The organism is Pseudomonas sp. LB3P14 (assembly GCF_054898045.1).
The window spans coordinates 3,232,781-3,245,943 of the sequence record NZ_CM142714.1 but is presented as its reverse complement, the minus strand read 5'-3'; the positions used below and the strand labels follow the sequence as shown (position 1 = coordinate 3,245,943).

The window sequence follows — 13,163 nt, the reverse complement described above, 5'->3', positions numbered from 1 at the left end:
AGATCATTCACTGGTTAGGGCCGTGACCGGGTCGAGTCGGGCAGCTTTGCGGGCCGGCATGAAGCCGAAGACAACACCGGTGACCAGGGCGCAGCCGAAGGCGCCGAGCACCGCTATCAAGGAGAACGCGACGGCGACTTCGCTGAGGATCAGCACGCCGCCGACGATCAGCGCCAGGGCGATCCCGGCGAGCCCGCCGACCACCGAAAGCATCACCGCTTCGGTGAGGAATTGGCGCAGGATGTCGCGTTGACGGGCGCCGGTGGCCATGCGGATGCCGATCTCGCGGGTGCGTTCGCGCACGGTCATGAGCATGATGTTCATCACACCGATCCCGCCGACCAGCAACGAAATCGCGGCAATCGAGCCGAGCATCAGCGACAGCGTATTTTGCGTGCGCGCTTCGGCCTGGATCATCGCCGCGTTGTTGGTCAGTTCGAAATCCTTTTTGCCGTTGTGCAGGCGCAGCATCAATTGCTCGATGGCTTTTTCCGTCTCTTTGACCTTGCGCGCATCGGCGGCGGCGATGGCCACGTATTCGGGATTGTGGGTGCCGAACAGCCGCACACTCGCAGCGGAGTAGGGGATGGCGATGCGGTCGTCGCTGTCGGAGTCGCCGGAGCTGGCGCCTTTTTCCGCGAGCACGCCGACCACCTGGAACGGCACGTTCTCGATGAGGATGTACTGGCCGATCGGGTTGGCCACGTCCTTGAGCAACTTGGTCCGCACCTTGTGGCCTATCACTGCCACGGCCGCCGCGTTGCGTTCATCGTCCTGGGTGAAATAGCTGCCTTCCACCACCGGCCAGTTGAAAATCGCCGGGAAATTAGTGTCGTTGCCGCCGACGTAACTCAAGTGGTCGAGGTTGCCGAAACGCACCCCGGCCTCCTGGCCATTGACCGGCATGATCCGCATCACCTGCGGCAAGCTCGCCACCGCTGCGACGTCATCCAGGGTGACGATGCCCAGCGGTGTTCGCGGATTTGGCGACGAGCCGCTGAGGTAAATGATGTTGGAACCGAACGCGCCCATTTGCGCCATCACCTGGCGCTTGCTGCCTTCACCCACCGCCAGCATCACCACCACCGACGCGACGCCAATGATGATGCCGAGCAGCGTCAGCGCGGTGCGAAAGCGGTTGATCCACATCACCCGCCAGGCGGCCTGTACCGCATCGACCAGTTCGCCTTTCCAGGCCCCGGTGGCTTCGGCGCCTTCGGTCAGCCGCTTGCGTAAGTCCACCGCTTGCAGCGCGCCGGGATTGGCCGACGTCTGTGCTTGGGGGGTGTCTCGGGCGCTGTCGCTGATGATCAGCCCGTCGCGAATTTCGATGATGCGTTTGGCCCGGGCCGCGACTTCGCGGTCGTGGGTGATGAGGATCACCACGTGGCCCTGGCTCGCCAGTTCGTCGAGCAGGGTCATGACCTCGGCGCCGCTGTGGCTGTCGAGGGCGCCGGTGGGTTCGTCGGCGAGGATGATGTGGCCGCCGTTCATCAAGGCGCGGGCGATCGACACCCGTTGTTGCTGGCCGCCGGAGAGCTGGTGCGGACGATTACCGGTGCGTGAAGCCAGGCCGAGACGGTCGAGCAGGGCGGCAGCGCGGGCGTGGCGTTCGGCGGCCGGAGTGCCGGCGTAGATGGCCGGCATCTCGACGTTTTCCTGGGCCGAGCCGGACGGGATCAGGTGGTAACCCTGAAAGACAAAACCAAAGGCTTCGCGACGCAGCCAGGCCAGCTCGTCGCTGTCGAGCGCGGCAACGTTTTCCCCGGCGAAGCGGTATTCGCCCGACGTGGGGCGGTCGAGGCAGCCGAGGATGTTCATCAGCGTCGACTTGCCGGAGCCGGAAGCACCGACGATCGCCACGAACTCCCCGGCATGGATCGACAGGTCGATGCCGCGCAGCACATGAACTTCCGGTGAGTCGCCACCGCCGTAGGCTTTGCGGATGTCCTGCAGGTCAATCAGGGGCGTCTGCATTCAGCCGCCACTCCCGTCGGCCGGGCCGATCAACAGGTGATCGCCTTCCTGCAAGCCGTCGAGGATCTGCACCCGCAGGCGATCGCTGATGCCGGTGCGAACGTCGCGCAACTCGATGCGGCCATTTTTGGCGACGACCTGCGCGGTCTGATTGTCCGTTCCAGTGCCGGCTTGCAGGGCAGAGATGGGCGCGGTGAGGACGTTTTTCGCCTGCTCGGCGACGAAGAAGACTTGCGTGGTCATTTCCGCCATCAGCGCGTTGTCGGCGTTGTCGACGTCGAGCAATACGGTGTACAGCACCACGCGAGCGCTGCCGCTTTTGCTCGAACTGGCGGGGCTGCCGCCGCCCTGGCTGGTCTGGTCCAGCGGCTTGGGCGGCACCGGCAGAATCTGCCGCACGGTGCTGTTCCAGCGACGGTTGCCGCCGCTGAGGGTGGTGAACCAGGCCGTCATGCCCGGTTTGACGTGACCGATGTCGGCTTCCGACACCTCGGCCCAGACGGTCATCGGCGACAGTTTGGCGATGCGCAGAATCAGTGGCGTCTGCTGCTGGGCGTTGAGGGTCTGGCCGACCCGGGCGTCGAGTGCGACGACGGTTCCGCTCATGGGCGCATAAATTCGGGTGTAACCCAGTTCCGCCTGATCGCTGCGCAGGCTGGCCTGGGCTTGGCGGATCTGTGCCTGGAACATGTCGATACGGGCCTGGGTGGCGCGCAGTTCGGCCTCGGCGGTCTGCACGTCTTCTTCGCGGGTGGCGCCACCGGCCTTGAGGTTCTGCTGACGCTGAAATTTCTGCCGGGCGAGGTCGTGCTGCGCCCGTTGCTCCTGCAGCTGTGCCTTGAGGTTTTCGATGGAGAAACGCCCGGCGTCGAGTTTGGCCTGCTGCGTAGACGGATCGATTTCCACCAGCAACTGGCCTTCCTTGACGGTGTCACCGACTTCCACGTGGAGCTTGTGGATCTGCCCGGACGCCTGGGCACCCACGTCGACATAGCGTCGAGGTTGCAGAGTGCCCAGCGCGGTGACACTGCTTTCGATGTCGGCGCGGGTGACCTGAACGGTGGCGAACTGGTCACGGCCGGGCGGGATTATCTGCCAGGCGGCCACGGCGATAACGGGGATCAGACAAAGTGCTACAAGCAGGGCGCGTCGGGTCTGTCGGGGACGTTTCATGCAGGGTTCCGGCCAATGAATATCGGCCCGTCGCTCAGCCTGCGCACAAAAACGGGCAACAGCAGAGCGCTGTCGGGGGGCCGACAGAGACGGGGAGCTGTCCTGTAAACGAGGAACGTACTGGGGAATTTAGGCGCGGACAATCAAACTGTGGGAGCGAGCCTGCTCGCGAAAGCGATTTTACTTCAACACAAATGTTGTCTGGCCAGACGCCTTCGCGAGCAGGCTCGCTCCCACAGTTCATGACTATTTGTCGGGCAAGACGAAGCAATACTTTAAATCTATATGAGAATTACTATAAATTACGCGCCTCGAACTGCCACTATCGTGCCACTGCCTATTTCGGCGAGTGCCGATCTGGCTCAAGGACAGAAACCGCACCCCTGCGGCCGGGAGTCATGTTGGAAAACTACTATCGCGAGCTGGTGTGTTTTTTGAACGCCAAGCTGGGCAACCGTCAGGTGGCCGAAGATGTGGTGCATGACGCTTATCTGCGGGTCCTGGAGCGGTCCAGCGACACACCGATCGAGCAGCCTCGGGCGTTCCTGTATCGCACCGCGCTCAATCTGGTGATCGACGACCATCGGCGCAATGCCCTGCGTCAGGTCGAATCGCTGGAAGTGCTCGACAACGAAGAGCGCTACTTCACGCCATCGCCCCATCACAGCCTCGATCACGGTCAACGCCTGGAGATGCTCCAGCGGGCATTGGCGGAATTGCCACGGTTGTGCCGCGAGAGTTTCCTGCTGCGCAAGATCGATGGCCTGTCGCACCCGGAAATTGCTGAGCACCTCGGTATCTCGCGCGCGCTGGTGGAGAAGCACATCGTCAATGCCATGAAGCATTGCCGCGTGCGGATGCGGCAGTGGGACGCCCACTGATCTCTTCTCTCTAAATTTTTTTTCATTGTCCTCGTCCCTACTCAACAGACGACCTGCTGTCCTGCATCAGGTCACTTAGGCTTACTCCCCGTTGCTCGGGGGTTCATCCAGAGGACACTGGAAATGACACAGGCAATTGCATCGCCCATCGTTCACGACCTGATCGGCGTCGGTTTCGGCCCTTCGAACCTGGCGCTGGCCATCGCTCTGCAAGAGCGCGGGCCGAGTCAGGGCGAGCTGGATGTTCTGTTTCTCGACAAGCAGGCCGACTACCGCTGGCACGGCAACACCCTGGTGACCCAGAGCGAGTTGCAGATTTCCTTCCTCAAGGACCTGGTGACCCTGCGCAACCCGACCAGCCCTTACTCGTTCGTCAACTACCTCAAGCACCACGGCCGTCTGGTGGACTTCATCAACCTGGGCACCTTCTACCCGTGCCGCATGGAGTACAACGATTACCTGCGCTGGGTCGCCGGACAATTTACCGAACAGAGCCGCTACGGCGAAGAAGTGCTGACCATCGAGCCGGTGCTGCACAACCAGCAGGTCGAAGCACTGCGGGTGATCTCGCGCGATACCCAAGGTCATCAGCACGTGCGCACCACCCGTTCGGTGGTGGTCAGCGCCGGCGGCACACCGCGCATTCCCGAAGCGTTCAAGGCGCTCAAGGGTGACAGCCGCGTGTTCCACCACTCCCAGTACCTGGCGCAGATGGCCAAGCAACCGTGCGTGAACAACCAGCCGATGAGCATCGCGATCATCGGCGGCGGGCAGAGCGCGGCGGAAGCCTTTATCGATCTGAACGACAGCTTCCCGTCGGTGCAGGTGGACATGATCCTGCGTGGCTCGGCCCTGAAGCCGGCGGACGATAGCCCCTTCGTCAACGAAGTGTTCTCGCCGGAGTTCACTGACCTGGTGTTCCAGCAGGCGAGCAGCGAGCGCGAGCGACTGGTCAACGAGTACCACAACACCAACTATTCGGTGGTGGACATCGACCTGATCGAACGCATCTACGGCATCTTCTATCGTCAGAAAGTATCGGGCATCGCGCGCCATGCGTTCCGCACCCTGACCACTCTCTCAAAAGCCACCGCCACCGAGCGCGGTATCGAGTTGACGGTACGCAACAACGCCACGGGTGAAGTCACGGTCCGTCATTACGACGCCGTGGTGCTGGCCACCGGTTACGAGCGCCAGATGCACCGCAAACTGCTGGCGCCGCTGGAGCAGTACCTGGGCGATTTCGAAGTCGATCGCAACTACAAACTGATCACTGATGAGCGCTGCAAGGCTGGCATTTATATGCAGGGCTTCTGCCAGGCCAGCCACGGCTTGAGCGACACCTTGCTGTCGATCCTGCCGATCCGTGCCGATGAGATTGCCGGTTCGTTGTATGACCATGGCAAGGCACGTGGGCAGGGTCGGTCGGTGATGGATTTGTTGTTGGCGACTGCCAGCTGACCCTCACCCTGATCGTTCCCACGCTCTGCGTGGGAATGCCTCAATGAACGCTCTGCGTCCGCTTCGGAAGGGACGCGGAGCGTCCCGGGCTGCATTCCCACGCGGAGCGTGGGAACGATCATCCTGAACCCTTCCTGAAGAACCCCGCGATTCCCCCATCCCACGCCCCAGCATCGTTTACTCTCCAGAAATCGGGGCGTAAGCTTCGCGCGTTTTCAATCAATAGCGGAGACCCACAGTGGGTACTTGTTCGAGTGACAGTAGTCGGCCGGTTTCGATAACCGGCACCTTCCCGGCAAGATAACGCGCAACGTTTTGTGCCGTTGTCTCGCCGAAAAGCGAGCAGCGGCATCCCGATCGCGGTCAGTCCTGGCCCGATTCCCGACGTCCTCTCATCGACGCTGAACCGTGCGTGATGTTCGACCTTTTTGTCGTCATCGCGGCGTATCGACACGCCTGCTCGAAGGTTTCCCGGCTGACCCTGGGGGAACTGCCATGAACCTGACCCTGCTCAAAGAATTCTTCGCCGGATTCCTGCGCACCCGCCACATCGCCCGACACTTCCGTCGATTGGCGCTGCTGGAAAACTTCACCGACACCACTGTCAGCCGCGAAGTGCCGCCCACCTTGGCGCAAACACTGGTGAGCGCCGCCAACAGCGACACCGGCCAACTGCTGGACACTCTCGGCAGCCACACCGATGGCTTGAGCGAACTCGAAGCCGATGCACTGCGCGTGCAATACGGCCTCAATGAAGTCGAGCACGAACAGCCTCTGCCGTGGTGGACCCACCTGTGGCACTGCTACAAAAACCCGTTCAACCTGCTGCTGACGTTGCTCGCGGTGATCTCCTGGCTGACTGAAGACATGAAAGCCGCCATCGTGATTTTCTCCATGGTGGTGCTCTCGACCTTGTTGCGCTTCTGGCAGGAAACCAAATCCAACCAGGCTGCTGACGCCCTCAAGGCGATGGTGAGCAACACCGCCACGGTGTTGCGTCGGGACGCGCCACGCACCGAGTTGCCAATCAAACAGTTGGTGCCGGGCGATCTGATCGTATTGTCGGCCGGTGACATGATCCCCGCCGATTGCCGGGTGCTCGGCGCCAAGGACTTGTTCGTCAGCCAGGCCGCGATGACCGGCGAATCGATGCCGGTGGAAAAATTCCCCCGTCAACAGGACAGCGACACCCGCAACCCGCTGGACCTCGACAACATTCTGTTCATGGGCACCAACGTGGTGTCCGGCACGGCGATGGCGGTGATTCTCACCACCGGCAACAACACCTATTTCGGTGCCCTGGCGCAGCGGGTCGGCGCTACGGATCGCGCACCCACCTCATTCCAGACCGGCGTCAACAAAGTCAGCTGGCTGTTGATCCGTTTTATGTTCGTTATGGCACCGCTGGTGTTGTTCATCAATGGCTTCACCAAGGGTGACTGGACCGAAGCGCTGCTGTTCGCGCTGTCGATTGCCGTGGGCCTGACCCCGGAAATGCTGCCGATGATCGTCACCTCGACCCTGGCCAAGGGTGCGGTGTTCCTGTCGCGCAAAAAAGTCATCGTCAAGCGCCTCGACGCGATCCAGAACTTCGGCGCCATGGACGTGCTGTGCACCGACAAGACCGGCACGCTGACTCAGGACAAGATCTTCCTGGCGCGCAATGTCGATGTCTGGGGCAACGACTCCGATGACGTGCTGGAAATGGCCTACCTCAACAGCTACTACCAGACCGGCCTGAAAAACCTGCTGGACGTGGCGGTGCTGGAACACGTGGAAATCCACCGTGAACTGAAAGTCGGCACGGCGTTTCGCAAGGTCGACGAGATCCCATTCGACTTCACTCGCCGGCGGATGTCCGTGGTGGTCGCCGAGCGAGATCATTCGCACTTGCTGATCTGCAAGGGCGCGGTGGAAGAAGTGCTGGCGGTCTGCACGCGGGTGCGTCACGGCGAGGTCGATGAAGCACTGAGCGATGAACTGTTGGCGCGGATTCGTCAGGTCACTGCCACGTTCAATGCCGAGGGCTTGCGGGTGGTGGCGGTTGCCGCGCGGCCGATGATTGAAGCGCGCGATACCTACAGCCTGGCCGATGAGCAGGCGCTGACGCTGATCGGCTACGTAGCCTTCCTCGATCCACCCAAAGAAAGCACCGCGCCGGCCCTCAAGGCATTGGCCGCTCACGGCGTGGCGGTGAAAGTGCTGACGGGCGACAACGAACTGGTGACCGCGAAGATTTGCCGCGAAGTCGGCCTGGAGCAGCAAGGGCTGTTGATGGGTAACGACATCGAGCGCATGAGCGACGCCGAACTGTCGGTGGCGGTGGAGACCACCAATGTCTTCGCCAAGCTCACCCCATCGCACAAGGAGCGCATCGTGCGTCTGCTCAAGGGCAACGGTCATGTGGTCGGCTTCATGGGTGACGGCATCAACGACGCGCCAGCGCTGCGCACCGCCGACATCGGCATTTCGGTGGACAGCGCCGTGGACATCGCCAAGGAAGCGGCGGACATCATCCTGCTGGAGAAAAGCCTGATGGTGCTGGAGGAGGGCGTACTGGAAGGGCGCCGGACCTTCGCCAACATGCTCAAGTACATCAAAATGACCGCCAGCTCGAACTTCGGCAACGTGTTCTCGGTGCTGGTGGCCAGTGCGTTCATCCCGTTCCTGCCGATGCTGCCGATGCACCTGCTGGTGCAGAACCTGCTGTATGACATTTCGCAGATCGTTATCCCGTTCGATAACGTCGACGAGGACATGCTGAAAAAACCACAGCGCTGGCAGCCGGCGGACGTCGGTCGTTTCATGCTGTTTTTCGGACCGATCAGCTCGATCTTCGACATCACCACGTTCGTCTTGATGTGGTACGTCTTCGATGCCAACACCCCGGACCATCAAACCCTGTTCCAGTCCGGCTGGTTCGTGGTCGGGCTGCTGACCCAGACCCTGATCGTGCACATGATCCGCACGCCGAAAATTCCGTTCCTGCAAAGCCGCGCGGCGATGCCACTGATGGTGATGACTGGAGTCATCATGGCCGTGGGTATCTTCCTGCCGATGGGACCACTGGCGCACTACTTCAAATTGCAGGCGTTGCCGTCGCTGTACTTTGTGTTTTTGCCGGTGATTTTGCTGACCTACATGGCGCTGACCCAAGCGGTGAAAGGCTTCTACATTCGCCGGTTTGGTTGGCAGTAAAGCGTGCACATTTAGGAAAAGTCCTACAGAAAGCTCGACAGGTCTTCCGTAGCCTTGCGCCCTCACGAATCCGACACCCTCCTGGGGGCCCCTGTTGTCGAACAAAGCCTTACGTATCCTGATCGCCGACAAGCTGCATTTTCACCGCATGAAGGTTGAGCGACTGTTCAATCAACTCGACTACTACCGGATTGCACCGGTGCACAGCCTGGAAGAACTATTGACCCTGGTCGAATACGATTGCGAGCCATTTGATCTGGTGGTCATCAATGCAACGCTGGCGGGTGGAGCGTTGAACCTGCTCGATTTTTTCCTCGATAGCCAACAGGTTCATCACGCCTTGATCTACAACGGCCAGCAGGCGCAGTTGCCGCCCATTCCTGCCTGCGTTCAACAGACTGTTCAGGTGAGCCATGCGACGTTGCCTGATCTGGCGTCCATCCAGGGGCTGATGGCGATTGTCGATCCTCCTCTACCGTTCGTCGGCACTGTCATTTCTGTCAGGTAGTGGCGTCCGGATTTTCATGCAAAAGTCTTTGCGCAGCCGGTGCGTTTAACCGGGTCGGGCTCATGGGCATTGATCTCTCAATCGTCGTGTTTTTTGCGCAGGAAGTTGCCATGAAGTCAGTGCTGATTGTGGACGATCATCCGGTGGTCCGCGCCGCAGTCAAGCTTGTAGTTGAGCGGGAAGGTTTCAAACGGATTGATGAGGCGTCCAGCGTGGGTGAAGCGTTGTCGATACTTCGGGAGCATACGTTCGATCTGGTCTTATTGGATCTGGTCATGCCGGGCGGCAACGGCATGGATGTGCTGGAGCGAATCAAAGTCAATGGGTGGATCTGTGTGGTGCTGGTGTTCACTTCTCTTGATCCGCTGTTTTTTCAAGAACGCTGCGTGCGCGCCGGGGCCTTGGGATATGTCTCAAAGACCAACGATCTGAGCCATTTGCATAAAGCCGTGCAGGCCGTCATGGCGCGGTATACCTATTTCGCGCAGCTACCCACCGGGTCGCTGGACCCGCTGCAACACAACGAAAAGCAGATGATCGACAAACTCTCAAACCGCGAACTGACCATCCTGCAGTACCTGGCCCGGGGTATTAAAAACAAAGAGATTGCAGAGTTCATGCACCTGAGCCACAAGACCGTCAGCACCTACAAGACTCGTTTGATCGAAAAACTCGGATTGAGCTCGGCCGTGCACTTGCGCGATTTCGCCATACGCAATCACCTGATCTGAGTGAGCCTGATCATGCGCAATTGTTTGTGGGCGCTATTGCTGGTCGGTGTACTGGGAGCACCGGTGACGGCGGCCGATGAACCAAAGCTTTTGCATGTGCTGGGGCGATCCACGGTGGAGGGTTATCAGGTCCAGCTGGATGAAAGGGACTGGCAGTGGCTGCGCGATAAGCGAGTCTTGCGCCTCGGGGTGTCGGGGGCGGACTACCCGCCGTTCGAGATCACGCGTAAGGCTGATGTGCTGGAAGGCATCACCGCAGACTATGCCGCGCTGTTGGCGCAACTGCTGCACGTCAAAATCGAGGTGCTTCGTTACCGCACACGCGAAGCGGCCATGAATGCGCTCAAACGCGATGATCTGGATCTGCTCGGCACGTCCAACAATTTCGAGGCGGCCGATCCCGAACTGAACCGATCCACTGCTTATGCTGAAGATCAGCCAATGCTGGTCACGCGGCTGGACGAACAGGTGCCCGCCGATCTTGCGGGTATACGCATCGCCATGGTCGATGACTATCTGCAGGCGCAGACCGTCGAAGCCTACTATCCCGAGGCCCGCCTGCAACTTTATTCGTCGGCGCTCGAAGCGCTCGGGGCGGTGGCGTTCGGGCCGGCTGATGTGTACCTCGGGGATTTCATCAGCGCCAACTACCTCATCAACAACAACTACCTCAGTAACGTTCACCTGGTGGGGCCTTCCGGCCTTGACGCCAATCCGTTCGGCTTTGCCCTCGCCCGAGGCAACCCGCGTCTGAAGAGCATTGTCGACAAGGCCCTGGCGGCGATTCCCATGGACCAACGCTCGGCCATCGAGCAGCGCTGGAGTGCTGGCAGGGCCAATATGACAGGCCTGCAGCGAGTGAGTCTGAGCCCCAGTGAACAACGCTGGCTGGATCGGCATCCGACAGTGACCGTCGGAGCTGTCGAGAACTTTGCACCGCTGAGTTTCTATGATGCCCAGGGCCGGTTCAGCGGACTGACGGCGCAGTTGCTGACCTTGATCAGCCAGCGCAGCGGTTTGAACTTCAACGTGCAGAGGGGCAACTCACTGGACCAGCAGATCCAGCGACTCAAGGCCGGGGCGGTTGACGTGTTGCCCGCGATCATACCCAGTGTCGAAGGCGAATCCGAGTTGAGCTTCACCCGTGCCTACCTGAGTAATCCGTTTGTACTGGTTAGCGCCACAACCCGGGGCAGTCCCAAGACCCTGGACGATCTGGCCGGTAAACGCCTGGCGATCTATCACAGCCATCCGCTGCGCGAGATGATTCGGGCAAAGGTACCGGATGTGCGGTTTGTGGACGTGCAGAGCCCGGTTCAGGGCCTGGAATTGGTGACGAAGGGCCAGGCCGATGCCGCGCTCAGCTCATTGTTCATGACGCGTTACCTGATTACCCGGCATTACCGCGAGCGCCTGCGAATCACCGGTGCCGTGGGCGATGAACCGGCGCGCATCGCCCTGGCCACCGCCCGGGGCGCTGTGGAATTGCACTCGATTCTGAACAAGGCACTGCTGAGCATCTCGCCCCAGGAGATGGATGAGCTGTTAGCCCGCTGGAGCAATGATGTGGTGGAGAAGGGCAGCTATTGGCTGCTTCATCGCGAAGAAATTCTCCAGGCATTTGCCGCGGCCGGCGCCTTGTTGTTGCTCGCGCTGGTGTGGATTGCCTGGCAGCGCCGGCAGATCCGCCAGCGCCAACAACTGCTCGGGCAATTGCAAGACGCCAAGAACGCTGCCGACGATGCCAACCGCGCCAAAACCACGTTTTTGGCGACCATGAGCCATGAAATCCGCACGCCGATGAATGCCCTGATCGGCATGCTCGAATTGGCGCTGAAGCGAGCGGAGGAGGGCGTCACTGACCGTTCTTCCATTGAGGTGGCGTCCGAAGCCGCGCAGCAATTGCTGGCGTTGATTGGCGACATCCTGGACATCGCCCGCATTGAATCCAGGCATTTGTCGTTGACCCCTGAGCGGGCCAATTTACGGACGCTGGTGGAGTCGGTGTGTCGGGTTTTCGAGGGGCTGGCACGGCAGAAGAATGTGCAGTTGCGGGTCGAACTGGGCGAGCAAAGCGACTGTGACGTGTTGGTCGACTCCATCCGCCTCAAGCAGGTGCTGTCCAATCTGCTGAGCAATGCGATCAAGTTCACCCGGGAAGGTGAGGTGAGCCTGACGCTGCAAGTGGACCCGGGTTTGCCGGGGCATTTGGCCGTCAGTGTGCGCATTGAGGACAGCGGCATCGGTATCAGTCTGGTCGATCAACAGCGATTGTTCAGCCCGTTCGTGCAGGCCGGCAACAGCCAGCAGTCAGGACGAAACGGGTCCGGCCTGGGACTGGTCATCAGCCGCTATCTGTGCGAAATGATGGGTGGCCGATTGCAGCTCAACAGCGCCCTCGGACAGGGTACGCAGGTCGACGTCAGCCTTGATCTGATTGCGTTGCAAGCGTTGTTGCCCCGCGAGGGAGCGGATAGCGGTTTGCAGGTGCTCACCCGGTCGCTGAGAATTCTGGTGGTCGACGATTACCCGGCCAATCGATTGTTGCTCTCACGCCAGCTGAGCTATCTGGGACATCGTGTGTTGGAGGTGGAGAATGGCGAGCGCGGTCTGGCGCAGTGGCGCGAACATGAACTCGATTTGGTCATTACCGACTGTTATATGCCAGTGGTCAGTGGTTATGAGCTGGCAGGTGCAATACGCGATGAAGAGCGCGCCCATGGATTACCGCCGACGCCGATTCTGGGATTTACCGCCAATGCACAACCCGAGGAGAAGGTCCGCTGCCTGGAGGCGGGCATGGACGACTGCCTGTTCAAACCGATCCGGCTGGCAGATTTGAGTGCCTGGTTGGCGTCCCGATTTGTGAGTGAGCCGCCAGCACCGGTTGAAGAGCCATCAACGTCCGAGATCGATTTGACCGGCCTGGAGTTATACGTCGGTGACGACCGGACGCTGATCAATCAGTTGTTGCGCGAACTGGCCGAGACCAACCGCTACGATCGCGATGATCTGCTTGCAGCGCACGTCAGTGGCAATTGCCACCGCCTGGAGGACCTGGCGCACCGCATCAAAGGTGGTGCGCGCATGGTCCGTGCAGAACGTTTGATCGAGTGCTGCGAACATCTGGAACGTGCCTGCGCCGAGGGGCGCGCGGCGTTGATTGACGAGGCCGTCGATCAATTGCAGCACGCCATGGCACGCCTGGATCAGAGCCTCAAGCGAGACTGACGC

At 60.6% G+C, this 13,163-nt stretch carries 8 protein-coding genes; 6 read left to right on the top strand and 2 right to left on the bottom strand.

Annotation, left to right across the window (positions count from 1 at the left end; translation table 11 throughout):
* Window positions 1–3: 3 nt before the first annotated feature.
* Both ACYZT5_RS15165 and ACYZT5_RS15160 read right to left on the bottom strand, forming a co-directional pair.
* Complete coding sequence (locus tag ACYZT5_RS15165) at window positions 4–1,977, bottom strand: MacB family efflux pump subunit (protein WP_462051808.1); 1,974 nt, start codon at window positions 1,975–1,977, stop codon at window positions 4–6.
* Complete coding sequence (locus ACYZT5_RS15160; protein ID WP_462051807.1) at window positions 1,978–3,150, bottom strand: efflux RND transporter periplasmic adaptor subunit; 1,173 nt, start codon at window positions 3,148–3,150, stop codon at window positions 1,978–1,980.
* 398 nt (window positions 3,151–3,548) lie between these two features.
* On the opposite strand from ACYZT5_RS15160, the gene ACYZT5_RS15155 reads away from it, so the two are divergent.
* From ACYZT5_RS15155 to ACYZT5_RS15130, 6 genes are all read left to right on the top strand, one after another.
* A complete protein-coding gene (locus ACYZT5_RS15155) occupies window positions 3,549–4,031 on the top strand; it encodes a sigma-70 family RNA polymerase sigma factor (protein WP_033061135.1) in 483 nt (160 codons plus the stop codon).
* Window positions 4,032–4,154: 123 nt separating this feature from the next.
* Window positions 4,155–5,492, top strand: a complete 1,338-nt coding sequence (locus tag ACYZT5_RS15150; protein ID WP_462051806.1) for a lysine N(6)-hydroxylase/L-ornithine N(5)-oxygenase family protein — start codon at window positions 4,155–4,157, stop codon at window positions 5,490–5,492.
* Window positions 5,493–5,987: 495 nt separating this feature from the next.
* Window positions 5,988–8,690, top strand: coding sequence for a magnesium-translocating P-type ATPase (gene mgtA, locus ACYZT5_RS15145; protein WP_462051805.1), 2,703 nt, complete (start codon window positions 5,988–5,990; stop codon window positions 8,688–8,690).
* Window positions 8,691–8,784: 94 nt separating this feature from the next.
* Window positions 8,785–9,198, top strand: a complete 414-nt coding sequence (locus ACYZT5_RS15140; protein WP_462051804.1) for a response regulator — start codon at window positions 8,785–8,787, stop codon at window positions 9,196–9,198.
* Between the two features lie 110 nt (window positions 9,199–9,308).
* Window positions 9,309–9,929 carry a response regulator gene (locus ACYZT5_RS15135; protein WP_462051803.1) on the top strand — a complete coding sequence of 207 codons (621 nt, stop codon included), beginning with the start codon at window positions 9,309–9,311 and terminating at the stop codon, window positions 9,927–9,929.
* 12 nt (window positions 9,930–9,941) lie between these two features.
* A complete protein-coding gene (locus ACYZT5_RS15130; RefSeq protein WP_462051802.1) occupies window positions 9,942–13,160 on the top strand; it encodes a transporter substrate-binding domain-containing protein in 3,219 nt (1,072 codons plus the stop codon).
* The last annotated feature ends 3 nt before the right edge of the window (window positions 13,161–13,163 follow it).

Excerpts from the sequence above, each read along its gene's own strand:
- ACYZT5_RS15165 (WP_462051808.1), bottom strand. The coding sequence starts at position 1,977 with ATGCAGACGCCCCTGATTGACCTGCAGGACATCCGCAAAGCCTACGGC.
- ACYZT5_RS15160 (WP_462051807.1), bottom strand. The coding sequence starts at position 3,150 with ATGAAACGTCCCCGACAGACCCGACGCGCCCTGCTTGTAGCACTTTGT.
- ACYZT5_RS15155 (WP_033061135.1), top strand. The coding sequence starts at position 3,549 with ATGTTGGAAAACTACTATCGCGAGCTGGTGTGTTTTTTGAACGCCAAG.
- ACYZT5_RS15150 (WP_462051806.1), top strand. The coding sequence starts at position 4,155 with ATGACACAGGCAATTGCATCGCCCATCGTTCACGACCTGATCGGCGTC.
- mgtA (WP_462051805.1), top strand. The coding sequence starts at position 5,988 with ATGAACCTGACCCTGCTCAAAGAATTCTTCGCCGGATTCCTGCGCACC.
- ACYZT5_RS15135 (WP_462051803.1), top strand. The coding sequence starts at position 9,309 with ATGAAGTCAGTGCTGATTGTGGACGATCATCCGGTGGTCCGCGCCGCA.
- ACYZT5_RS15130 (WP_462051802.1), top strand. The coding sequence starts at position 9,942 with ATGCGCAATTGTTTGTGGGCGCTATTGCTGGTCGGTGTACTGGGAGCA.